The sequence below is a fragment of the Leptolyngbya sp. GGD genome (assembly GCF_026735145.1).
In the GTDB taxonomy this organism is placed as follows: domain Bacteria; phylum Cyanobacteriota; class Cyanobacteriia; order Leptolyngbyales; family Leptolyngbyaceae; genus Leptolyngbya; species Leptolyngbya boryana.
The window spans coordinates 21,920-46,118 of record NZ_JAPQKE010000012.1 but is presented as its reverse complement, the minus strand read 5'-3'; the positions used below and the strand labels follow the sequence as shown (position 1 = coordinate 46,118).

At 45.3% G+C, this 24,199-nt stretch carries 16 protein-coding genes; 6 read left to right on the top strand and 10 right to left on the bottom strand.

Annotated features, from left to right (window positions below; genetic code table 11):
• Nucleotides 1-8: 8 nt before the first annotated feature.
• The 8 genes from OU814_RS29415 to OU814_RS29380 all read right to left on the bottom strand — a co-directional run bounded on the left by OU814_RS29415 (nucleotide 9) and on the right by OU814_RS29380 (nucleotide 13,502).
• Nucleotides 9-5,303 (bottom strand): CHAT domain-containing protein, encoded by a 5,295-nt coding sequence (locus tag OU814_RS29415; protein WP_268243044.1) that lies wholly within the window; start codon nucleotides 5,301-5,303, stop codon nucleotides 9-11.
• Nucleotides 5,304-5,421: 118 nt separating this feature from the next.
• Nucleotides 5,422-6,219, bottom strand: a complete 798-nt coding sequence (locus tag OU814_RS29410) for a DUF928 domain-containing protein (RefSeq protein ID WP_268243043.1) — start codon at nucleotides 6,217-6,219, stop codon at nucleotides 5,422-5,424.
• The gene (locus tag OU814_RS29405) at nucleotides 6,216-8,570 is read right to left on the bottom strand and encodes a CHASE2 domain-containing protein (protein WP_268243042.1); all 2,355 of its coding nucleotides are present in this window, start codon (nucleotides 8,568-8,570) and stop codon (nucleotides 6,216-6,218) included. The genes OU814_RS29410 and OU814_RS29405 overlap by 4 nt, the downstream gene beginning before the upstream one ends.
• 21 nt (nucleotides 8,571-8,591) lie before the next feature.
• Nucleotides 8,592-9,485: a DUF1822 family protein gene (locus OU814_RS29400; RefSeq protein WP_268243041.1), complete on the bottom strand. Its 894-nt coding sequence runs from the start codon at nucleotides 9,483-9,485 to the stop codon at nucleotides 8,592-8,594.
• Nucleotides 9,486-9,503: 18 nt separating this feature from the next.
• Nucleotides 9,504-10,295, bottom strand: coding sequence for a hypothetical protein (locus OU814_RS29395; protein WP_268243040.1), 792 nt, complete (start codon nucleotides 10,293-10,295; stop codon nucleotides 9,504-9,506).
• A 69-nt stretch (nucleotides 10,296-10,364) separates the two neighbouring features.
• Nucleotides 10,365-12,044, bottom strand: a complete 1,680-nt coding sequence (locus OU814_RS29390) for a GspE/PulE family protein (protein WP_268243039.1) — start codon at nucleotides 12,042-12,044, stop codon at nucleotides 10,365-10,367.
• Nucleotides 12,045-12,125: 81 nt separating this feature from the next.
• A complete protein-coding gene (locus OU814_RS29385) occupies nucleotides 12,126-13,076 on the bottom strand; it encodes a CHAP domain-containing protein (protein ID WP_268243038.1) in 951 nt (316 codons plus the stop codon).
• Nucleotides 13,077-13,325: 249 nt separating this feature from the next.
• Nucleotides 13,326-13,502 (bottom strand): hypothetical protein, encoded by a 177-nt coding sequence (locus OU814_RS29380; RefSeq protein WP_268243037.1) that lies wholly within the window; start codon nucleotides 13,500-13,502, stop codon nucleotides 13,326-13,328.
• Nucleotides 13,503-14,433: 931 nt separating this feature from the next.
• On the opposite strand from OU814_RS29380, the gene OU814_RS29375 reads away from it, so the two are divergent.
• Entirely contained in the window at nucleotides 14,434-14,607 is a 174-nt protein-coding gene (locus OU814_RS29375; protein WP_268243036.1) for a hypothetical protein, read from the top strand.
• A gap of 321 nt (nucleotides 14,608-14,928) precedes the next feature.
• On the opposite strand, the gene OU814_RS29370 is transcribed toward OU814_RS29375, so the two are convergent.
• On the bottom strand, nucleotides 14,929-15,756 hold the full coding sequence (locus tag OU814_RS29370; RefSeq protein ID WP_268243035.1) for a peptidoglycan DD-metalloendopeptidase family protein: 828 nt from the start codon (nucleotides 15,754-15,756) through the stop codon (nucleotides 14,929-14,931).
• Nucleotides 15,757-16,117: 361 nt separating this feature from the next.
• Between OU814_RS29370 and OU814_RS29365 the strand changes: the two genes are divergently transcribed.
• Complete coding sequence (locus OU814_RS29365) at nucleotides 16,118-16,606, top strand: hypothetical protein (protein WP_268243034.1); 489 nt, start codon at nucleotides 16,118-16,120, stop codon at nucleotides 16,604-16,606.
• Nucleotides 16,607-16,728: 122 nt separating this feature from the next.
• Here the strand turns inward: OU814_RS29365 and OU814_RS29360 are convergent, their stop codons facing one another.
• A complete protein-coding gene (locus OU814_RS29360) occupies nucleotides 16,729-19,140 on the bottom strand; it encodes an ATP-binding cassette domain-containing protein (protein ID WP_268243033.1) in 2,412 nt (803 codons plus the stop codon).
• Nucleotides 19,141-19,348: 208 nt separating this feature from the next.
• Here OU814_RS29360 and OU814_RS29355 point away from each other — a divergent pair, with 208 nt between their 5' ends.
• From OU814_RS29355 to OU814_RS29340, 4 genes are all read left to right on the top strand, one after another.
• Complete coding sequence (locus OU814_RS29355) at nucleotides 19,349-21,013, top strand: protein kinase domain-containing protein (RefSeq protein WP_268243032.1); 1,665 nt, start codon at nucleotides 19,349-19,351, stop codon at nucleotides 21,011-21,013.
• A gap of 71 nt (nucleotides 21,014-21,084) precedes the next feature.
• Nucleotides 21,085-22,290: a serine hydrolase gene (locus OU814_RS29350; RefSeq protein ID WP_268243031.1), complete on the top strand. Its 1,206-nt coding sequence runs from the start codon at nucleotides 21,085-21,087 to the stop codon at nucleotides 22,288-22,290.
• A 46-nt stretch (nucleotides 22,291-22,336) separates the two neighbouring features.
• Nucleotides 22,337-22,909, top strand: a complete 573-nt coding sequence (locus tag OU814_RS29345) for a DUF2939 domain-containing protein (RefSeq protein ID WP_268243030.1) — start codon at nucleotides 22,337-22,339, stop codon at nucleotides 22,907-22,909.
• Between the two features lie 97 nt (nucleotides 22,910-23,006).
• On the top strand, nucleotides 23,007-24,119 hold the full coding sequence (locus tag OU814_RS29340; RefSeq protein ID WP_268243029.1) for a hypothetical protein: 1,113 nt from the start codon (nucleotides 23,007-23,009) through the stop codon (nucleotides 24,117-24,119).
• Nucleotides 24,120-24,199: the final 80 nt, after the last annotated feature.

Below are 24,199 nucleotides of genomic sequence, written 5' to 3'. Positions count from 1 at the left end.
CCACTAACCTACCAAGGGCTGCCAATGAGTGTGAAAGCTGACCAAAAATAACCAGCAGAAAAATTCCGATCTTCCGTGATTGGAAGCCTTCCTTGCAAGGGGATTGAACCCCCAGAGTAGATGAGCTTGCCATCTTGAAATCGTACAGAGCCGTCTAACAAGGCAAGTTGGGCGCGACGCAATGCTTCGGCTTTGATTGGAGCCATTTCAAGCTGACGATAAAACTCCGCCATGAGGCTCAGCGTGCCATAGTCGCTAACTTGCCAGAGGCTGCCAACTGAAGAGCGTACTCCTGCTTCAGCAGAAAGACCGACAAAACCCAGTTCTGAAGAAGGATCACCGATCGCTGTTTCACAAGCGCTCAACACTAGAAGTTCTACAGTCGGATGATGAAGTTTAAAGTGGCTCATCCGAGTTAATTGCCACTCCTGATTGTCAAAGAGAATGAAAGATTCTTTGGAATTACTTGGAATAAAACTGCCATGCGTTCCAATGTGAACAACTTGCGCTTGATTGCGTCGCTCGATCAAGTTTTCCACGGTGAAATCACGACCCTGCAAAATTCGTCCTGTGCCAAGATGGCGGCTCACAATTTCTAGTTCTAGCGGCACAGCAGGCAAAGGTGACATAGATGGACGACTCGATCGACGAAAATCATCAGTTCCCATTGCCAAGATTTTTGAGCGATTAAATCTCGGATTGTATTGCGTATCTGTGATACTAAAACTCGGCATCAATCCAAAACTATAAGATCTCAACAAAGGTTGCCCTTTCTCATCGAACATAGCTGCAATGGGAACCGATCTGAGATAAGTATCGAGAATAAAAGTTAAGTTACTAATCTGATAGGCTTTGAGATCAGGCTCTAAACGTTTGACAAGCCAGCGATAAAATTGCTTTCCAAGTGCATTGTCACCCTCCATAAAATTGATATCTTGTCGTTTACTCTGAGATGCGATGTCATCGTTCAGCTCGGTTACAACCTGACCAATTTGAGCACGAGTAAATTCTGGTAGCTGATAGACGATCGGTTTAGCTCTACCTGTAACCAAAACCAGATTTAAGACATCATTTTCTTTGGGCTGAATGTTTTGTGGGAAGCGATATAGAATTTGCTCTGATGTAATTTTAGAGTCTAGAAATACAGCGTAAATTAATGCGGGTCTAACCCCCGTTACTCTTTCGATTTCGTTGAGCCGATTTTGAATTTCATCCAAGGATTTTGTGAGGGTTGCACTGCGAGTTTGCTCTCGATTGAAATATTTTTCAAGCTGATTTGTGAAATAGAAATCGAGCCCAAAGCCTTCTTCTTGTGGATCTCCATCTAGCAGTTCAGGTAAGCGCCCTTCGGGAACAATTCTCGCCAGTAGGTTCTCAAATTGCGGTGAAGTTACAATCCCGATATTGCCTTGTCGATACGAACCCGGAAAGAAGCGAGTTGGCTCAATTGTGTTTCCAGAACTCGTTCTTAATGCTGCGATCGCGCCATTAATTCCACCACTTCCAACACCCGCATTTGCTCCAACATCAAATGTGACAAACCTTGCCCCACCATCATGCGTAATCAGGATATTACCACCGCTGCCACCATCGACTGTAGAGATACTAGCAGGCAACCCTGTTTGATCAATAAAGCTTCCAGTGGCTCGGAAAAAGCGCTGGGTGAAAATCTCCACATTCCCACCTATTCCACCTGCCAATGCTTGAGTATTAATTGAACTGACTTCAATATCGTTCAATGGGTCGAGAAAAACATTGCCAGCATTTCCAGTATTCGTACTCGTATCAATGATTCCAGCCTTGATGCTATCGAATGCAATAACTCTGACATCACCTCCTCCTGTTGTTCCACGAGTAATGAGGTTATTCGTTGTTACAATTCCACGAGGACTAGACAGAAAGACTGATCCACCTGTTGTATTCGATGTGTCAATGCTCGCCGTCGTAATATTGCCAGTTGGTGCGAGAATCTGAAGGCTACTTGTTAGCCCCGGTTGGCTTGTCACATTCTGGGCAAGAGTGATATTGCCAGCATTTGTCGAAAGTGTTGTGCTTCCACCTGTGAGTGTAATGGGCTGAGTGATCGCTAAGTCGCCACTAGCAATGTTAATGCCGCCGGTCAAGAAGATCTGGTTTGCGTTTTCAACCTGAAAGTTTCGCAAACGATTCGTTCCACCCACTGCTGCTCCAAAGCGCAGATTTCCATTGCCTGCGGCTGTGGCAAGCGAATATTGCCCATTTGCTTGGCTCTCAATCGTATCGGTGAACGTGATGTTACCGCCATTAGAATTTACTCTTGTATCAGCTTCAAGAATTGCTCTACCAAAGGTTAAATTCTGTCCACTTGAACTAACGTTCGCTCCTAAAAAAATTGCTCCTACACCAGGATCGATTTCGACGGGAACATTAAATGCTAATGGGCTGAGAACACTTAACTTTCCACCGTTTGAGCTAATTTTGACTCCTTGAAACCCGCTAATTTGAGCCAGTTCAGCAGCAGTGAGACTCAAAGCATTTGGATTTTTTGTGCCAAGTTCAATCGCACGATTTAGACTAGTAGGCTGTAGATTCAGCGTATTCGTTCCAGTAATTACACCATTTAAATTCACTGAATCTGCTTGCAGCGTCAGCGGATGGTTATTGGCATTCAGAGGTGCATTAACTGAAATAGCTGCTGTTCCAGCATTAAAGACTGAGCGATTACTCAGCGTTACTGCTTGATCAAAAATAATCGACTGATTATCTGTCGTGAGATTGCCATTCACGATCGTATTGCTAGCATTTGCAACAAGTTGTCGAACTGAGACATCACCGCCCAGTCTCAGTGTATTACCGACGACACTCAAGTTGTAGGGGGCATTGATCGAACTGTCAAAATTAATGGTTCCGCTGGAACCCGCATCGATCGCCAGATCTCCCGTCAAAATCACAGGACTCCTAAAATCAAGATTTCCGCTGGACGTTGCTCCCTGAGTTGCAATATTTCCTTTGATCAGAATGCCCTGGCTGCCTGCAAGCGAGATATTCCCAGCTTGGCTTTGACTGTTTGTTTTAATATCACTCAAGAGGAGTTGCCCGTTTGGTGCATTTAATACCACATTGCCTGCAGCCCCAGTATCAGAACTAACGTCAAGAATGGTATTGGTCGCATTGATAGTACCGCTACGACTCGTAATGCTAACGCTTCCGCTTGTATTACTCGCTCTGCCGTTAATGTTTCTATTGAGAACAACATCTTTTGCTGCATCGATCAGCAATGAACCTGCATTTTTGCCGAAAGTCGAGAAATTAACGCCGCTCGGCTGCTGTTGACCTGGAAATGGATTCGCTCCATCTTGAGTGACTGGGTTGCCTACATTCACAGAACCCGCTCGGCTGATAATCTTGATCTGTCCTGTACCTGCACTTTCACTTGTGACTGTGCCTGTACTGATTGTACGAGCCATGATATCGCCTTGAGCTTCTAAAGTAATATCATTGCCTCGACCTTGTGCAGCTTCTGCCCACAAAATCCCATTCACTGTAATTCCTCCTTCTTGACTCGTAATCTCGATTTTCCCTGCGTTTCCAGGATTTGCGGTAGAAGGAAGATTTGAGTCTGCAAAACTTGTGATAAAGCCAACTGTAATGTCTTTCTTAGCACTAAGCACAACATTCCCACCTGGAACAGGTTGCTGAGTAGCGAGATCAACACCACTACGAGTATTGATGTTTCCAAGCCGTAAATTCGCACCTGAAATCGTTAGCGTTCTTCCACTCGTGCTGCCAACCGGACTTGCAGCTGAGATTGTAGTGTTTGTATCCATGATGAAGTCGCCAATTCCATTCTGGTCAGCATCGGCTCTGAAGACAATATCTCTCCCATCTCGTGGAAAGGTCAGCGAAACGCCATTTGCAATCTGAATGTTGTTATTTGCTTCAATGATAAGATTGCTGTCTAGGCTATACAGAGTATTCGTACTCAGAAAGGATTGACCTGGACTGGCATCAGATAAGTTATCAGAAATTAGGATATCGTCTGGGTCGATAAGTAATGTGCCTGAATTTCCTACGCGACTTCCTGTATCAACGTTGCCATCAAATGTTAGATATCGCCGACCAGATACTTCAGCAAAACCACCATCTCCTGAATTTGAGCCACCGCGAACGCTAATATTTCCGAGAAAATCAGTTCGATCAGATGCCCATAAACTGACGGAGCCACCATTGCCACGATCGCGGCTATCCGCACGAATCGTTGTCGCTCGATCGACAGTAAGTTGATTGGCATTGGGTACTTGACCATTCCCACGAACGGCTCCGCCAATCTGAATCGTTCCACCTGCGGTTTGCCCAGAGGCATCAAGCTCAGCCTGTGAAAGTTCAATACTGCGCCCTAAAACTTGAATCATTCCACCAGTTTCGCCGGTTGCATTTATCTTGCCAGTCACGACCGTTGTTCCTGGCTGTTGCGAGAGTACGACTCCCGACCCTGTTAAGGTCACTTCTCCTTGAGCATTCATTGCCAAACCTGTCGAATTCCGCCCCGGATGCTGCGCGAGAAGGGACGGAAGAGACGAAATTGGTAGATTCCAGGCTTGAGGCTGATTTTCTAGTACGCTCGGTTGAATATCAAAGCTCAAAAAACTACCTGACTGCTTCAGTCGGAGCCAGCTGTTTCCAGCAACGGAAGCGGTTGTGACAGATCCACTTGGAGCAGAAAGCTTGCCTGTGTTAATGACACTTCCTGCAAGGAGTGTAAGAGACTGGTTTGCACCAACACTGAGATCTCCAGCATTGATAATCGTACCTGGATTGCTCATCGTCCAAGCGAATCCAGTTGGAGAACCCATCAAATCTTGATAAGTATTGCTCCCGAATGCACTCAACCAAAGGCGACCAAAACTGATGCCATTGGCAGTAGTTGCAGTCAATCCTCCAGGAATTTCTAGCTGAGCCGATGCGCCAAAGATAATCCCAGAGGGATTCATCAAGAATAAACTCGAATTTCCTCCACTGACCCGCAGAATGCCATCAATGATCGATGCTTCCCCGCCGCTCACCCGTCCCAAAATGTTACGGATACTGGGCGAGGAGAAGAAATTTGCAATCTGTCCCGGTTCTAACCCAAATCTCTCAAAACTATGAAATAGGTTTTGCCCATCTTGAGAAAATTGTCCCCCTGTGATCTCGAACTGGTTCTCAATCAGCTTTACACTTGTTCCTGTGCCATCTGCTGCTGGAACAATGGGTTGAGCCTGAACCGATGTATGGATTCCGCTTGAAAAGAACAAAGCTGAAAGAATCACTAATCCTTTCAGCATAGGAATCCTAGAATCAGAACCGACACCGAATACTACTCTCAGGGCAGACATTAATTTCCCTCTTTTTAGAGAAAGAATATTACCCCACAATTATGAGCATGTTCTTTCCAATAGACAATTATTCTTTGGTATAGAAAATCCTATCTGACTGAGTCGAGATTCCTGTCAGTTCTATTAATTGCTTTAGGTTTTCAGAAAGTTGCTGATCATTAGGAGCCTGCTGTTTGAGTGTGAAAAGACCATCGATCGTTTCATACCAAAGCCCATTCTGACCATAATCTTCGATCTGTTCAAAAGTTGGAAGATTTCCAGTTGATTTGGTTACCGAGTCAAGGTATTTGATCAATCCAGGCTTCGACATAACTGTTGAACGGGGTTCACAGTGAATTTCGACTACCCACTCATAGGTAACATTAGGAGAAAGTTGCTTACTCTCAGGCAGTGCAAGATTAGCGAATCCTGGCGAAGAGCGTGGATAAGCAATTCGCTTTTCCTCATGCAGAATCTTCCTAGAGTTGTAATCTCGGACAATGAATTGCATCCAAGCATTCTGACTAATTTCGTTTTGCTGTGGATCTGCAGCACGATCAACGACGGTATAAGGAAGATATACCCAGAAAGTGGGACGCTTTAAACTTGTCTGAAATCCTTGGGAGTAGGTCACAACTTGGGGGAGTTGGCTTGGGCATCGATTCCCATTCCGGCTGCCATCGGTAGAGCGCAACGTCGGACTGCCACTTGAAGCAGGTGGGTTAAATGTAATGGTTCGAGGCTTTTCAGGTTTGGGGCGAGAGGGTCGATTTGATCGAGTGGGATTAGCATTAGGCTTGGCGATCGCAGAATTGACAAATCCCATGCCACTGCTTAAAACAAGCATCGAAATACTCAAACAAAGACGACGAAAATAGCTACTCATGATTCTAGAGAAACGGATTGTGAATTCTTCTTATGGGAAATGATCCAAACCCAACCGCTACTGCCAGAGAAAACCATCAATGTCGGAACACAAGGGAGCCAGAGACCCTGATTTAAAGTAGACTGACAACTCATTAAAAGCACACTTACAGACAATACAACTCCAAAACAGTAGAGCCTGACTTGAGTCAATCGCCAAGCTAAAATTCCACCTAGGACTGCCCATCCTCCTAGCCAAAAGAGTTCAACAGTAGCATCAGCAGGATAAATCAGCGTGCGCTGCCCCATTGCATGATCTAAAAGCTGACTGATTCGATGTGCCTGCAAAAAGACTCTGGGCAAGTTCTGATTAACATCTTGACTATAAGGAGTCGGTCTCCAATCTTCAGCAGATGTTGGGGTGACTCCAATCAAGACAATCTTGTCCTTGAGATCATCAGACTTGCTATCTTGTAGAACTTGTTGAATCGGAATTTCTTTAAAAACTTGCTGGGCACGAACTTGCTGATTGAATGCGCGGTAGTTAATGAGAATTTGCCGACCACTGAGATCAACACCGCTACGATACGCTCCTGGATGTTCGCTTAAAACTCGATCGATCAAATTGTCTGGGTTAAAGTTGCCATTCTCGCCTTTTAAGCGATCGAAAACTTTAGGCTGAGTGGCCATCAAATAGCGCGTTGCAATGACGGTACTAAACGAATAGCCCGTTGGACATTTAGCATGAGAACTTGGTCCGCGACTAAAATGCTGGCGACGAGTCACCCCATCATTATCGGGATCAGAATCAATGAATCCTACTCGAATTATTCGGGCATCCTCAGGAATCTCCGGCGGGGCTTCGTTATTCTGATCGCAAGGAAAAATAAGAGTATCTGTGTCTCGAATCTGATTGGCGAGGGTTGCATAGCGTTGACTCACCGGAAAGTTACGGAAGATCGTCGAAGCGATCACGGCAGGCTTTTGACGCTCTAATTTTTCTAGTAACCGTTTCAAAGTTTGATCTGGCAACGAAGAAACGCCCGATGCACGGTTTTGCTGGGTGAGTTGATCATCATCGAGCGTAATAATCCGAATCGCATCGTCTGGAACCATTACATTCGGGCGGTGGCGGAGCATTGCATCATAAGCCATCAGTTCCCAAGACTGAAGCCAGCCAAACTGCCGAATGGTCATTATCGCAGTCGTGACACAAGCACTTGCGAACAGAAGAGTCAAGAGAGATCGGACACATGTTCCCGAACTCTGCGAGTGTTTCCTCTCAATCGCGGGTTGAATCGTCGAGCGAAACGTCCTCCAAGTCAGAAGCTCACTCGCTGGATGTTGATAAATAACAGGAAGCCAGGTTGCGCCTGGGAAATGGTTTTGAATCCCTTCGAGCTTGCCTCGTGCTTCTTTAACTGAGGCATAGAGCGATTTACCACGAGAGAAAGCTTGCAGAAAGTAGCGGAGAAACGTTTGAGCCACCTGATCGGGAACAGGCTCTCGCATGACAATCATCTGCGGAATATCTAGCGTTTCGAGTTCTTGAACAAGCCCTAACCCATCGCATGAGTTGAAAATTGCAAGTTGTAGCCCATTCTGAATTGCCCGTTTCAGGCCCTTTCGCAGTTCTTTGAGCGGTAGGCTATCGTGTGAATTTAAGTCAATGTAGCCTGTCTGTTCCTCTGTCCGGCTATGACCTGCAAAGAATAGAATATCCCAGGTCTGCTCCCATAGTTTTTCGTTAAATTCCTGCCGAGTGGGTTCTTTGAGAATCTCAACCTTGGGGGAGTCTGGTAGTTGATTAAATAGCTTTTGGTCTTCTTCAACATCAATCCCCGTTGCATTTCCCAAAACTACTAAAATTCTTAGCGCTCCTGTTAGCTCAGAAGCTTTAGAAGACTGATAGCAAGGTGAACTGATTGCAATTTCAGCATGATCGTAACGATCGACAAGATCCCAGATTTGCCAAGGTAGTTGCCGAAGTTGCGGATCATCCGTTCGAATTAGGATCTGAACTTCCTGCTGGTTGTGTTGAGCCAGTTCTAATTGGAGTTGTAATCTCTCTATAATCGCTTGAAACGTCTCAACTGAAAGCCATTCGTTAAAGTATTGTCGAACTTGAACAATTTTAGGACGAAGCTCAACAATCGAAATTGTACGATTAGCCTCAATTTCCTCGATGCGAAAGGCTGTGCCTAATGCACGATAAGTCGATCGCCAATCTTGATAGTAAGAGACAATTTGAGTCGCTTGACCCAGACGACCTGTGATCCGACGACTCGCATTTGCACCTTGATCTATCACTTCTAATGCAGCACTAAATCCAATCTCTACAGACCCTACTAGATCTAGAACAACTTTGACCATTGCTTTCTATGATTAGATAATCTAAATCTCGTAGTCTTCAATGAATACAGCATTTCCTTGAACAATTTGCAAGCTAAATCGTTCTCCTAATTCGCCTGTAAACCGTTTCTCAATAAAGTTGCCAATATCTTTTACTGCAGGCTTAAGAACCGTTTCACTTGAACTCACAATCAACTGTAAGTCAGGCGAAAGAGCAGCTCGATCATCGACAGGGCAGATTTTGACGATGATTTGGATTTTTGATGTGTTTTCTTGAGCAATGCGCTCAATTACGAGCTTAAGTTGAGATTGCATAAGAGAGAGTTCTCGATATCGGCTCACCTCCATTCCAGCGTGTCGATATCGAAATGCGAAGGCAGGTTGTGTAGTGAGATCCTGAAGCTGCTCAGTTGCAGTCTGAATGGATTGATCAATTGATTTCCAAGTTGTATCTACAATTCCCTGAGTCCACTGCCATAATCGAATTACCGGGGTCACATGATCGAGCATCTCTTCAATAGGCTGTAAGTCTGAAAGCGCAATTTGATCTTGCTCCTGAATCGAAGCAACCGGAATAAATCCAACCAGTTGAACAGCATCTAAAGCCTCAGCAAATTGAACAGCGACATATCCGATCGTATCTTCAGCTTTTGCTGCAACTTTCATTTTCGTTTGGTTTGGTAAGATCGAGCGGCACTCTATTTTTCCAACTCCAGGAATGGCTAAATCTGCTGTATCTAAGAGCGCTCTCCAAAGTGAATTCCGCCAGTCACCCTCACTAAAGTTTGTCTGAATGTCTAACGTTCGCAAGTAGCGATCGACGGCGTAGACGGATAACGTATTTAGATAAACCGATTTACTTTTTTCAGGTGTAACTTGCTCACGCGCAAATTCGGTTGCAAGATTATGAGCAGTAGAAGTGAGATATATTTTCATCGTGAGTCTCCACAGGGTTTATGCTTCGATTAAGAGCGGATTGAAGCCGAGATGATTGATGACGAGTTCCTCAACTAATTTGCGGCAGCGACGCTTGAGCGTATGTAGAGTTTGTGTCTTGATATTCAATTCTCGTGCGAGTTCACTGAGATTATCTGTAGACTGCTCCAATGTCACCCTTAAAAACAGTATGTGGCAATTGCAATCAGGACGATCGCGGGAGAAACAAGCCCGTAGCTTGCCTTCTGGATCAGTTTTGATGTATTGAAGCGCCTGCTCGATCGCAGTTCTTTTTTTATTTTCAAAGCGCTGCCAAGCTTGAACGACTTGATCTAACCCACTCAAGGTTGGAACTTGTTCAAAGTCAATCTTTCCTTCTTGAATAATCTCATCCAATTCGCTTGAAGATAGAGGCTCATTAGCTTGATATTCAGCACTTCCTGGCTCAAATGCATCAATTGGAATTTCGTTCGGTTTTAGGAGATGCTCTAAATCTCGGATGCGATAATCTAACCGCCCTTTGTAAAGAACCCAGTTGATTAAAGCCTGTTGGACTGAGACTTCTTTCTTCCAATTAGAACAACTGACATCAAACTCATCTATATGCTCTGCGACCCAAGCGAGTGAGTCGTTGAGAGCTTGGCCCAGATCAGGATGTACTTTTTTGTCATGATGTCCTCTTCGCCGTGCAATCCACTGTTCTAGAAAAGGTTGCAAAGTGCTGAGAAATCGGCTCATAGCTTTTCTACGCTGCATTGAGCCTTTTGGATGTGACAATACAGCCGTGAGAAGAGTTTCAAGATCGCCCATACGCTCTAAAAGTGGAGAAGTGTAATATCGTGTTCAGCGTACCCAAATCCTGCCAAAGAAGAATGAAGTTCAGGAAATAGCAATGAGCGGACGAGCTTCCACTCGACTACGGTTTCTCGAATGCAATGCGCTAAATGGCAAAACTCGTTTAATTTCGTCGATCGTGGTCACGCCTTGCGTAATCTTCTCGATCGCAGCCACTCGAAAAGAATCAAACTCTATTTCTTGCAAATAATGGTTGAGTTGAGTCATTGCTCCTTCATAAATGATTTGGCGCATCACCTCATCGACATTCAGCAATTCAATCAACGCTTCTCGACCTAAATACCCAGAGTAGAAGCACTGAGAACAACCCCGTCCTTTTTGCCAGGTTTGGGTAGCGGTGGATTCTGGAGAGAGTCCCAAGAGTTTGAGATCGCCTTCCGAGGGATGATAAGGTTCAGCGCAGTGCGGACATACTCGACGGACAAGTCGCTGTGCAACCACTCCTAGTAATGCATCACTGATCAAGCCTGGATCTGGGCCAATATCTTTAAGGCGTGGAATCGCTCCAGCAGCATCATTCGTATGCAGGGTGGTTAGGACTAAGTGGCCTGTTAAAGCGGCTCTCACGGCGGTTTCCGCCGTCTCATGGTCGCGGATTTCGCCAAGCATAATAATGTCTGGATCTTGTCGCAGAATAGCTCTTAGCCCTGATGCAAATGTCATTCCTGCAGCTTCATTTACCTGAGTCTGAGTAATTCCTGGCAGTACGTATTCGACTGGATCTTCGACGGTGGTGATGTTTTTAGCATCTTCCGAGATTGCTAGCAAACTTGTATAAAGTGTACTCGTTTTCCCAGAACCAGTAGGTCCGGTAAAAATAATCAGCCCTTGAGGTTGAGTCAGCCAGTGTTCATAGAGCATGCGGGCGCGATGGGAGAATCCAATATCTGCGATCGTCTGAAATGAATTCTGCTGTCGGAGCAGCCTCATGACAATTTTCTCTCCAACTTCTCCCTTAATTCCACTCACGCAGGGAAGTGTGCTGACTCGCAAATCCAGTCCTTCCGCTTGTTGATCTGTCGAAATATATTGCTCTGCCATGCGCCCATCTTGAGGACGACGGCTGTCCGCAATGTCCATCTCGCTCATGACTTTGATTGCAACAACGACTTTTCGGCTGATCTCAGGAGGAAGCGTAGCAACATTACGAAGGATACCGTCGATGCGATAGCGCACTCGTAGGCCATCTGCTACAGGCTCAAGATGAATATCACTGGCTCGGTGGCGCATAGCAGACGCAATAATTGCTTTAACTCGATCAATTTGATTGTCAGTTTGAGCAAGGGTGAGTTGCGTTAGCTCTGCAATATCTTCTGTATCTTTCTCCCCTGTTATAGGATTGATCAGTTGGCTAGTTGCGATCGTTTTGTGATCGACAGTTTGTTGACGATGCCATTTTCGATAGCTCAGCTCATCAATTGTGAACAATTGAATGTTAGCATTCAAACGGTTTTCGAGCGATTGAATCTCTGAGGGTTCAAGGTTACGAGGTACACCCAAGTAATAGCAGTTTTGCCAATGTAAAAGAGGTAAAGCAGGGATTAAAGTTTGACGATCTCGAATTTGCTTTAAAAATCGGGCTGACAATTCGGCATCTAGTAGTTCTAGTTTGACTACACCTGATTCATTAATCACAGAGCTTAGTGCAAAGTCGAGCGTAATCGCTCGTGATTTTAATTGTTGCTGGAGAGATGTGAGCATCATAACGCTTCAAAATTTACAGACTAGAGTGGTGGAGAAAAAGCAGCATTGCTCAAGCTGCACAACGCTGCTTTTTCTTAGAAATTAGCCTCGAACGTAAATGTAGTTTTCAACTTGGCTTGCAGAAAGCGTACGCGTTTTATACAAGAAGCCACCACCAGGAGCGTAGCTCGATTCAGAAATTACGATCGTGCCATTGGTATTGACTTGTTCAACAACTGCAACATGTCCGAATCCTCCGCCACCGCTAACCCACTGAGCGATCGCGCCTACCTGGGGAGTTCTTCCACTTGGAATACCAGCATTACGCGCTTGTGTAATCCATTCTTTTGCATTCCCAAGTAAGCGATCGAGATCAGTTGTGCGGTAACCAAGCTGGCGAAGGCGACCATTTGCATACCAAGTGCAATTGCCGAAAGAGTTTAACGTTCCGCCAATGGAGGGAGGTGCAAATCTCCGCCAGAACGGATTGTTGTTGCGGTAGGCAGGTGAATTCCAATCAACTCCAATGTGAAGGGCTCCGCTAGATGGAGAGGCGATTCGGCTGCTTGTAAAGCGTTGATTGACATTACCGATGCATTCCCACAGGTGTACGATGCCTTGGTCGTTACGAGTAGGAGCATCAACACAAAGTCTTGTGCCTGTTCGCTGAATTTGAACAACATTGCTGCCCAAGCTCACAATGTTGAAGTTTTGATCCGGATCATTGGGATCACAATTCCATACATTGATTTCGGCTCCATTGAACAATCGATGGGCATTCAAGCATTTTCCGGTCGAGCGATGTCTCAGAAGTGTACCACCACGATTCCCACCAAGCCGCTCGAATTGTTGATCCGGATCATTGACATTGTGCTGGTAGATCGACATTCTGGGCTGACCATCAATTCGCCGGAAATTGTTGTTTGTGTTCAGTGCTTTGCCACCATTGAGTGAAAATGTCTCATTTGCTTGAGCTGTAACACTACTAAACGGAATCAAAACTGAGAGAATGCTAGCAAGTGCGATAAACTTAGGTGAGAGCTTGAATTTCATGATTGAGAAGTTCTAGTGATTTAGTTTTGAGAAATGGTTCCATCCCTTCACCTACGTCTCGTCCAAGCAATCTGGTTTATTCAGATAATTTCAAAATTTGCTGAAAATCCCTATCCCGGGGAAGTTTCAAGCCATTTCTCCTTGGAAGCCACATCATTTTGAACTTGCATAATTAATAAAAAGGAGACCAAGTTAGCCCCGATCTCCCTGCATTTATTATCAAGAATTCTAAGTTAGTAAAAAGAACTTCTACCTCCATCCCAGTCTTTGAGCAGTTTGAGCATCTAGGCAGACAAGGTTGCCCTGAGATTCACGACAAACTTGGTCATTTGAGGATGGCGCTACTTCCCAAGTTTTCCAATCAAAGTTGACAGGTTTTGGCGCGTCTTTGCGCTCCGTTTCTGTCGATGTCGGTTGTAGATTCATCTCATCACCTCCTCCTGCATAAACTGTGGAAGGGCGAGAAACAAAACAAGCAAAACTTGTGAGTACAGCTAAGACCAAAGGACGACAATGAGATTTATACATCAGGAATAAGTTGTTTTGCTGAGGTGTACAGTGAAAACTGCTTTCACCTACATCTCAGGTAAAAAGACTAGATTTATTTAATTCATATTCGATCTGGAGAATTAGAAGCTGAAACGCCACCCGGAATTCGGACAGGGAGCTAAGAGTGATTATCTTAAACATCAAGTATGAGCGCAACACAAAGCAATCTTAAAAAGCCAGCATAGTACATCGAACTCTATATTGTCATTAGAGGGTGTTTTAAAAGTCAGAGTCGGTCAAATTTTATGCCAATCTCCTGACCATAATCCGAGTCATTGCTCTAAAAGTGATGCTAGAAATCTTCTACGAGAGGAACAGTTTTCTCAATTAACTGAGGCTCAATCAAAATCTATCCTAAAGAAGTTAGGATCAGGAAGAGTGGATTCTGTAGCTATTAAGTCTGATAACGCAGATGGATCAGTTTGCTTAGTACTTGAACGTGCAGGTAAGGCTGACGGTTTTCAAAGACTAACCTCTGAAATTGCTCCCGATGGTACGACTAATCGTCTTGTACAAACTACGTTTGATGATTCTGGTAAACTTATGCGGCAGAGACTCGGTTCTACCAAAAACAATTTGTTCGATGTAAAGTTTTGATTTAAGAATGTAGAAATATGAATTCAGCTTTGAACTTATACCAACAAGTTTTGATGGGAGAGATGAGCATTGGTAAGTTCTTGGAACAAGGTAAGTCAGTTCCCTCAGCATCTGCTGAGGTATACGTTACTCCTGAACCAATCATATTGATGTTGAACAAGTTCCTCGAAGAGTCTCCGCTGAAGAACTTTCACAATGGGCAGAGTTTCTATTGTTAGAAGAGCCTTATGTCTCGCCGGGCTATGATGATGACAAGGCTGACCAGTATGAGCCAATGTGGTACGTTTTGCAGCAGCTTCCCACCCCGGAGCTTGATATTCCTGTTAACGCAACCAGTGTGAGAGGGCATCTGAGAGTTTTGAAAGCCCTTAAGAACACTCTTTAACGGTCACGTTCTACACCTCACGGTTCGGTCATTTTCAGGGACGGAAATCGCACCAATGCAGCCTATCAGGCTTGTCGGGTAACACGCTCCTTGACCTCGTTAACACATTAAATAGTTCTAGATTCTGAAGTTGCGGCCTCGCTTCTAGCATAAATGAGGTTAGAACTGCACACAATGAGCAGTAGTGAAGTAAATGCGGTACTAATAAAGTGAGAAGTCTTCATGATGGTGTTTTTGAGAGAAGAGCGATCGCTCTTCTCAAGTGAGTTGCGATCGCTCAAGGTTTAAGTTGACACAGAAGCGTTAGAAGGAGACAAATCCTTACGGCATGGGACGCGAACCAGGAGCATTACCATTCACCACAGCACTAGCAACCCAGTTATTCGTTCCAGCAATGCGGTACCAACGTGCATCAGGCGTATTAATCCAATGATCATTCACGACTTGCCCGAAAGTCCAAGCATCAAAGTTGATGTGCTGATTTGGTGCAATCCGCCCTACAATTGGCGCAGTAGTTGAAGGCGCAGAACGAACATTAACTCCTGTCGGCGCTGAAATGGCACTAAAGTTAACGGTATACACGCCAGTTGAAGGAGCAGGAGAGGGTGCAACGATGCTTCCATTGGTTGAACTCAAACGAGATGGAATTGCATAGAGAGTAAATTGTTGCCCATCAACAGAGAACGATTGGCTTGGCAGTCCGAAGTGCAAGTGCGGTCCAGTAGAAATTGCACAGGAAGCATCATTTACCCGATCACCTGCAATCCGACCGATGACATCACCTTGTCGATACCTCTTACCAACGAAAATATCTGTTGTTTTGACATGAACCAAAGTATACCGCTGACCTGTCGAAGCTTGCAGCAAAATGGATCGATGGTTGTCACCTCCTCTTGCAGCACACTGGTAAATCACTGTAGACTCGATCGGAGCAAGTACTTCTGTTCCCGCTGGCATTGCGACATCAAATGCCGTTGTAGTTTTGAGAAAACCATCAAAGTGCCAACTGCCGTTGATTCCATAGCTCTGACCTGCCCGCCAAGGCATTTTCCAGCTAGATGCCATAGCCGCACTGTCAAATCCCATGCTGCCAATAGCGAGCATCACTGCAACAGAAACTGCTTGAGCAAAAAACCTTTGAATTTTCATGACTTTCCTTAGAGCCTAAATAGTGGTGGATTTGCGGATTTTCTGGAGGCTTGTTAACCTCCGGAGCATCCTCACTTTTGTCTCTAGGCAAAGCTGGTGGTTTATTCAAATCCGGAAAAGAATTTTCTAGATTAATGATAGGGAAGATAATTATGGAAGCCTCTCTGAGGCATTTTCAGGGGATTGCCCGCCTTGAAAAGGATGCTACTGTGTACTGATCTCATGTTCTGATTTTTAGATCTGCGGGTATTCTCTTTAGAGGAAATTATGTGGAGCACTTTCTAGCGCTATCCTCGATTCTTAATAATCACTAATTGCTCCTCATCCATCAGTGTTTATCCACGTTATCTTCTCAATCATCATGAAAAAGCAACTTCTTGTCCTTGCAGTGTTGGGAACGGTCGCAATTCCCCAAATGCATATTGATCGCGCGATCGCAGCCGAAGAAACATACAAAATCGAATTGCGGGAGATTTCTCAGCCTGCTGATAACGACTCCTTTGCCTCAAGCATGGGATTCAAAAAAGACCGAGGGCGCTCAGAATGGGCAATCGTTACCGTCACTAATGGTAAAACAGTCAAAATTCGGCACGCGACCCGGATCGCAAATATGATTGGCTTTAGCCGATGGTTCGATCATAAAGTGACTGCGATTCGGACGTGTAATGGAGAATCCTTTGACACCAACGATACGAAAAAGGATTGCACCATCACAAAAGGCGATACCGTTACCCTACCAGACGGGAAAACAGTGAACGATGTCTCCTTCGACTTCAAATACACCGAGGGCGGCATTACCTATACCCGCAACGTACAAGTTTCATCCGAAATGCAGCCAGAACGCAAATAACTATGCTACGCGCGCGTTGCCATTGTTCGAGCAGCGATCGCAGATGTATCCTTAATAAAACACATGCGGGCAGAGAGCGTAGCAATCAAACTGCCCGTATTTGTCTTTTGAAGTTTTCAAAGCTATAAAACATCCTTGCGCTTCTGTAGCCAGAAGGTTAGTCCTAAATAAATGGCGCTGTGCAAGGCTAGTAGCCCCCAGTTTAATCCGATGTTTGCCCAGGTTGGATCGTAAATTGGGTTGGGGTCAAACGGTAGAGGCTGAGGTGGAACTCCAGGTGTCTTAGGCAGCTGAGGAACCATAGCATTCACATCCACAACCGAGCCATAAGCCCCAATTGACCACCGGCTGACCATTAGCCAAGACAATACCTTTCCGGCTCCTTCTAACTTAAATAAGATGCCAGAGAAAATGATTTGTGGAATCAAAATTAGCGGTAGCGTACTATTCGCTTGATTTGAATTCTTGACGAGTGCTGAGATCATCAGTCCTAAACTCACACTTGCAAGCAATGTCAGAAAGGTTGTGATGCCGCTACCCACCGTCCAGGGCAGCAATTCCGGTTGAGGAGCACGAAATCCAATTAGCATCGCAATCACAATCAGCACAGTTTGCAGAACGGCTAGACCTGCATGAATTGAAAATTTTGACCCTAGATAGGGAAGCAATCGCAAATTCACCAACCGTTCCCGGTAATAGATGTGATTCTCTTGAACAATGGATTGTGCTGTAGAAGATAAACCGACCCATAATGCAGCGCAGGTAAATACAAATAGAACCCGCAAGGCTGTAGAGGCTTGCGCAACAGTAAGGGTTGCCAGCTTCGCGATCGCATCATAATCCTGCAGCGCCAAGGTTAGTAGTCCAATCCCAACCGGAGCGGTCAACATCATGAGAATCAGGGTGAAGCGATCGCGCAAGATGAGCTTCCAGGATCGTTGGCACAAAATCAACCATTGTTGCCAAAAAGAAACTTGAGGTTTCTGAGCAGATGCAGCGTTTTGCAGGCTAGTCTGATTTGTACTGAGGACTGTCTTCACATACAAATCGTGTGTCTGTGACCGGTGGAATCGCTGTGACCAGTGTTCAACTGCCTGTTCGCTTTCTCCCAGTTGAATATAGATATCTGCGAAGTACTTGAGATCTTCAGTAGGTGCTTGAAAGAATCGCATTGCTTCTTTCGGCGGACCGAAATAGCACAGTCGCCCGCCCATGCCCATGAACGCAATGCGATCGCAAACTTCGAGGTTGGACGTGGCATGTGTCACTAAAACAATCGTGCGTCCTTGATCAGCAAGCTCTCGCAGAAGTTCCATCATCTTCTTATCTAAGCCTGGATCAAGTCCTGAAGTTGGCTCATCTAAGAAAAATAATTTTGGATTGGCGAGCAATTCAACGGCGATGCTCACGCGTTTGCGTTGTCCACCGCTTAGCCGTTGCACCAGCGTATTGCGGACATGGCTGAGCTTGACTTCCTCTAAAGCATGGGTCACTGCTTCTTGAATATTCGTATCGGGCGGTAGGCGAAGACGGCACGCATACGTGAGAACTTCTTCAACCGTCAAATTGAGATGCACAATGTCATCTTGGGGCACATAGCCAATTTCCGAACGATAGAGGTCAAAGTTCCGACGCAGGTTGTCCCCATTCAGATGCACTGCGCCTGATGTTGTTGGAGCAATTCCTAATAGCGTTTTCATCAGCGTCGATTTACCTGCGCCACTGCCGCCTACCAGGGCTACTAGCTGCCCCGGCTCGATCGCGAGTGATACATTGTTGAGAATTGTCCTTTCTTGACGGGACTCATCCAGTACTTTACGGGTCAGTTGATGCGCGTCTAATCGGATTTGATCGCCGCGATCGAAGACTTCCAACATTGATCCTCGAAGAATCAGAGTGTAAGGACCAATCTGAATTGTATCTCCTTCGTTCAGTGCAACTGGAGTCGTCACTCGTTGTTTATTGACATAAGTTCCGTTCGCACTATGATCCCGCAGAATGTAATGATTGGACTGACGCTCTATCGTTGCATGACAGCGAGAAATTGTTGGCGCGTTCAATACCATTGCACCATATTGCTGGTGAGGTTCTCGTCCAATTTGTACAGGGAAATCTTTGACGCTGCTGAGATTTAAGCGGAAGCGATTGGGAATTGCCGTGATATTGGCGTTTTGAGAGGTCAAGAAAACGAGGGATATCGCATTCTGTGGATTTTGACCAATTTGTAGCTGTACGTTTTGGTCTAAGCAAAATCCAGTTTGGGGCTTAATTCGAGTGTGATTTATGAACAATCCATTAGTACTCGGCTTCCCGGACTCATCCCCGTCATAAATCCAGTAAAAATCGCCTTCTCTGCGTAGGACTGCATGACGACTCGAAATTACTTCCCATCCACTCACGGGAATGACCAAATCTGCCCAAGCATCGTCGCGCCCTAAACGATGTTCCGCTTTTGTGAGGGTGAAACGAAGCGTTTGCCCCTGATTATTCAATTCAAGATAAGCAGTCTGCGTCTGAATTTCCGTTTGGCTCATCGTCGCGATCGCTGACCAACAGCGAAGTCAAATATCATCTTAAAAATTCCCCAATTTTTTCTAAGCTCACTCGCTGCGCCCGATTTTTTCCTGTCAAAAAACTATGTCAGAAAGTTGATAGTTTAATTTCTCCCGCGGGAACCTTGGACGATAACATCCCTGTTGAGCGAATTCTCCATGATGCTATCTCTTCACCTCAATCAAGACCATGACGAACCTCAACGGAACTGCATCTTCTGCTTCTTTATTGAATAATCGCTATCACGTTCTAGATGTTTTGGGTGATGGCGGCTTTGGGAAGACGTACCTTGTCAAAGACGTACATATGCCTTCTGAACGCAAGTGTGTTCTCAAGCAGCTAAAGCCTGTGAGCGACAATCCTGAAATCTATCAGATGGTGCGGGAACGCTTTCAACGCGAAGCTGCCATTCTTGAAAAGCTGGGCGAGAACTATGATCAAATTCCACGGCTCTACGCTCACTTTTCGGAGGCGGATCACTTTTACTTAGTTGAAGAATGGATTGATGGCGAGACGTTAACGCAGAGAGTGCAGCGTGAGGGAGTTTTGGGTGAAGGGGTAGTCAGGGAAATTTTGTGTGGACTATTGCCTGCTATCGCTCACATTCATCAGCAACAGATTGTGCATCGTGACCTGAAACCCGACAACATCATTTTGAGGTCTAGTGATCGTAAGCCTGTGTTGATTGATTTCGGTGCAGTCAAGGAAACGATGCACACCATCATCAATTCTCAAGGCAATAGCTCGCATTCAATGGTAGTAGGCACTCCGGGCTATATGCCATCTGAACAACTTGCAGGTCGTCCCGTTTATGCCAGCGATTTATACAGCCTGGGCATGACTGCTATCTATCTGCTGACTGGAAAGATCCCTCAGGAGTTGACAACTAATCCTCATACAGGAGAAATTCTTTGGCATCAATACGCTCCGAATGCCAGTCCTGGATTTGTAGCAGTTCTAAATCGAGCGATCCACATGAACCCACAGGCTCGATTCGCATCGGCTCAAGAGATGCTAACCGCAGTACTAACTCTAGTTTCTAGTGGAGTCCTACCACCTTTGGGTAGTTTGCAGACTAACACCGTGATTTCAGCCCCACAAGTTTCTACGGGAAGTCAAAACACTCAATTTTCGCCGCCTGTACCATCTCAAGTTTATCCTCCAATTGCGAAAGATAACACACAGGGATGGATGATTGCCTTGGGTACTGGAATGTTAATGACACTAGTCGGGATCTTCGTGGTTGTGCTATTACGCAGTAATGGAGAAACTCAATCCAAAGGCTCTTCAGCAACATCCGCAACTACTGCCGCATCCTCTCAATCTGCACCACAAGCATCTCCATCTGCGCCTCCTGCAGCCCCATCTCCCCCATCTGCTCTCGCAGTTTCTCCAACTCCTGCGGTTGTCGCTTCTGCACCTCCTGCACCTGTCCCTCCCGTGTCTTCTACACCAGCCTCTGTCACTTCATCGTTTACAGCCTCAGACGCGAAAGTTTTAGTTGAGAATTGGTTAAGTGCAAAGCGACAAATTTTTGCGCCTCCGTTTAGTTCACAAGCAGCCGCAGCCGTGACGACAGGAAGTTTGTATTGGGATATCACTAAGCCAGGCGGCTCTATTGACTGGTTAAAAAACAACGGTTCTTACTACAGATTTGGGGTGCAGCGTGTTGACGCAGTTCGAGATTTTAGCGTCAGCGGCAATGTGGCTTCAGTTCAAGCGCAAGTTACTGAAGAGCGGGTCTTTTATGTGAATGGTCGCGTTGATGGCTCGGAAACTGATTTCAAAACTAAAACTACACGCTACATCTTCGAGAATGTAAACGGTGTTTGGAAGGTTGCCGATTACAAGTAAATACAGCTTCTTCGGCGGTTACACATTCAACTACTTGCCTGAAAGCCCTCCTTAAGAAAAGCGACATTGCAATGACGAATCGAATACTAAAATCCAGATTTGAGCAACTGAAGTTAGCCCAGTATGCTGTGATGTTGCTCATTCCATCAGTAATTGTGCCGCTTGTTTATTTCTCAGATATTGGTGGGCGCAATCAAGTAGAGCAGCAACCCATCAATAATAATAGAGCGAATAGCTCTCAAGTTAAGTCGAATATTGCTATGGCTAAACAGCCTGTTGTACGCTCTACTCCTTTACAATTGCCTCTCGTTGCTTCTGCCAAACCTCCAATTCAACTGGCTTACAATGTTGCAGGCACTCCTGCTTTGATGACAAGCACAAGATTGCAAGCAATCGTGAATAACGCCGTAAAAACCGCTGAATCGAAGGGGCTACCTATAGAGCCGTTATCGATTAGCCTGATTAGTCTTCGAGATACGAGATGCAGTCTTTATGCAGGATTTCAAGATCGCCAACCCCGATTTCCTGCAAGCATCAGTAAGCTTTTTTGGATGGTTGCGCTGTTGGGGCAGATGCGCCAGAATGTAGTTCCTGAAACTGCCATTACTGATCGGCAACTCTACAAGATGATCAATAAATCTGACAATGAAATTGCCAGCATTGTTGTAGACACGCTTACAGATGCAGAATCAGGGGAAGTCCTTCCGAAAGATGAGTTTGCAGTATGGCTAGAGAAGCGCAAGTCACTCAATCGCTTTTTTGAGGCAGCAGGTTATCAGTCAATCAATATTAGTCAAAAGAACTTCCCAATTCCATACTTGAAGCTACAAGAGCCGAGAGGCAGAGATTTGCAGATGCGTGGGGATTTACAGAATCCGGTTCGCAATTCTTTAACTACCTATGAGACGGCTCGATTAACTTACGAGATTCATAGCAATCAAGCTATCTCGCCTCAAGATAGCGATCGCATGGAACGAATGATGCAACGCGATCTGCGCCCGGAAGTCTGGAAGAAGGAGCAATACAACTCGATTGAGGGCTTTCTTGGAGAGCTTTTGCCGCTTGATACCTACTTTGCATCAAAGGTTGGATGGACAAGTAGTTCCCGCCAAGATACTGCGATTATCCGTAGTTCAGATGGGACAGCACACTATATTCTCACCGTGTTTGGAGACCACAAGGCTTATGCCGATGATTGGGAAATTTTTCCAAAGTTATCCCGACAAATTTTCGACCAATTTAGAGAGCAACCAGTTATTTGCTCCTCTATTTCGTAATCGATAGCCGTTTTTCTTACTCATAGTTTATAGGACCCCAGTGTTTATGAATTTCGACGAGCTATGGTCTTTAGTGACCCGAATGATCAAACATCCTAAATTTCCTGCGATCGCGGGAGCAGGTGCAGCTCTTTGTGTCGGCATTGGCGTCTACGCATCACCTTATCTCACCTTTAATTCAATGCAGAGCGCGGTCGAGCAGGGAGATAGTGCAGCCGTCGCGAAAAATGTGGATTTTGCAGCCCTGCGATCAAGCATTAAAGCTGAGGCACGAGTGAAGATTGCGAATCAAACATCAGAAAATAATCCAATGGCGGCACTCAGCACAATGATGGCGGGACCTTTTATTGATTCAATGGTCGATAGTATTGTGACGCCTGAAGGACTCACTGCACTCATTAGGCAGTCTTCTGCGAATTTTGTTCCTGAACGCTCAAAATCTAATGTCGTAAGTATAGGTAGCAATCGAGTCATGATGCGATATGAATCCCTCAATTCTTTTGTAGTGACGCTAGACGAAAATGATGTGAATTTACCATCTGAGCTAAAGTCATCTTCTCTGAGCTTGCTATTTTCGCGATCGGGTCTCGGATGGAAACTGACAGGCGTTCGGATTTAGTTTGTCGAACGCGCAATCGCTCACTACTGCGATCGCACCATTTCAAAAAACAGAAGATTAGACCGTTGATCGTACTGAATTCTCTTGATTTACACACATGAAATCTTACAACTCATCAGAAAACGCTTACAACCCATCGGAAAAGCTACTTGCTTTAGCTGCTAAACTTGAACCTCTCAAAGAGAAGTGCATTCAAGTTGGTAGCGACTATATCCGTAAAGTTCAAACAAACGTCGCTGCAAAGAACTGGAGTGCTGTAATTGTTCTGGTTGCAGTTCCAACGGTCGGTGTTTGTGTTGGACTCAAAACCGTCGAGTATACCGTAGGCGGTGTAGTGAGTTTTGTCCAGGATTTAGGCGGTCCGAGTCGAGGAGATCTTAAACAACATCTGCAAAGCCAACTCCCTGACTATTGGGAAATTACTTCCATCGAAATCAAAGAAAAGCAAAATACCGGAACAAAAGTTGATCCTTACATCTTTCAAAGGTTTCGGGCAAAAGCCAGACTCAAAACAGACACATTTTTTGAAGCCAGTAAAATTGATGGACTTCCTGCCAAAAAGCAAAACAGTGTTGTCTTTATATCTGCAGTCGAGCGAAAAGGAAAAGAGGTTGAACTATTCGGTTTCTCAACCTCCAAACTAGTTGCAGAAAAGTGGCAGAGTGAATTCAGGTTTGATGTCAACCCAACAGGTAACTATGGACAACCTCGCCACTACTTTGGGGCTAGAAATATTGTGCGTAACTCCAAGGAAGAGGAAGAATTCGCTGCCGCCATCAAGAAGCAAGTTGAAGAAGAGCGAGCAACTCTCCTATCTGCAATCAAGAGTGGCGCGTGGTTATCTGGGGATTGGACCGATCCGAGTGGGGAGTTCAATCCTAGCGGAAAAAACACTCAGGAGATGCAGATTCGCTTTACTTCATTTGACGAAGGTAGTGGGAATTTAACTGGGGAAGTCAAATTTGGTTCATCAGTGAAGCGGTTTGAGGGAGCCTTAACAGATGACAAAATTCAATTCACGACCGTTGCAGTGTTAGACGGTCGCGACCCTTTTGGGTTAGGAACAGAGTATACCTTTGCCTTCGATGCTAACAATACAATGCGTGGTGAATGGAAACATCTTACTCAACTGAACATTCCGCTAGCAGGCTTACTGCCTAACCAAGGTTATGTAACACGTAAGGGCAGCGCTTCCTTTAGATTGCAGTAGTGAGTAAACCTCTCTCTTGCTATTAAATAGTTTAGGGATGCAGGCTGTATCGCTGATCTTCTAAACTGATAAACAAGGTG

Bases quoted from the DNA above. Each gene is read 5' to 3' on its own strand.
- OU814_RS29415 (WP_268243044.1), bottom strand. From the start codon at position 5,303: ATGCTGAAAGGATTAGTGATTCTTTCAGCTTTGTTCTTTTCAAGCGGA.
- OU814_RS29410 (WP_268243043.1), bottom strand. From the start codon at position 6,219: ATGAGTAGCTATTTTCGTCGTCTTTGTTTGAGTATTTCGATGCTTGTT.
- OU814_RS29405 (WP_268243042.1), bottom strand. From the start codon at position 8,570: ATGGTCAAAGTTGTTCTAGATCTAGTAGGGTCTGTAGAGATTGGATTT.
- OU814_RS29400 (WP_268243041.1), bottom strand. From the start codon at position 9,485: ATGAAAATATATCTCACTTCTACTGCTCATAATCTTGCAACCGAATTT.
- OU814_RS29395 (WP_268243040.1), bottom strand. From the start codon at position 10,295: ATGGGCGATCTTGAAACTCTTCTCACGGCTGTATTGTCACATCCAAAA.
- OU814_RS29390 (WP_268243039.1), bottom strand. From the start codon at position 12,044: ATGATGCTCACATCTCTCCAGCAACAATTAAAATCACGAGCGATTACG.
- OU814_RS29385 (WP_268243038.1), bottom strand. From the start codon at position 13,076: ATGAAATTCAAGCTCTCACCTAAGTTTATCGCACTTGCTAGCATTCTC.
- OU814_RS29380 (WP_268243037.1), bottom strand. From the start codon at position 13,502: ATGAATCTACAACCGACATCGACAGAAACGGAGCGCAAAGACGCGCCA.
- OU814_RS29370 (WP_268243035.1), bottom strand. From the start codon at position 15,756: ATGAAAATTCAAAGGTTTTTTGCTCAAGCAGTTTCTGTTGCAGTGATG.
- OU814_RS29365 (WP_268243034.1), top strand. From the start codon at position 16,118: ATGAAAAAGCAACTTCTTGTCCTTGCAGTGTTGGGAACGGTCGCAATT.
- OU814_RS29360 (WP_268243033.1), bottom strand. From the start codon at position 19,140: ATGAGCCAAACGGAAATTCAGACGCAGACTGCTTATCTTGAATTGAAT.
- OU814_RS29355 (WP_268243032.1), top strand. From the start codon at position 19,349: ATGACGAACCTCAACGGAACTGCATCTTCTGCTTCTTTATTGAATAAT.
- OU814_RS29350 (WP_268243031.1), top strand. From the start codon at position 21,085: ATGACGAATCGAATACTAAAATCCAGATTTGAGCAACTGAAGTTAGCC.
- OU814_RS29345 (WP_268243030.1), top strand. From the start codon at position 22,337: ATGAATTTCGACGAGCTATGGTCTTTAGTGACCCGAATGATCAAACAT.
- OU814_RS29340 (WP_268243029.1), top strand. From the start codon at position 23,007: ATGAAATCTTACAACTCATCAGAAAACGCTTACAACCCATCGGAAAAG.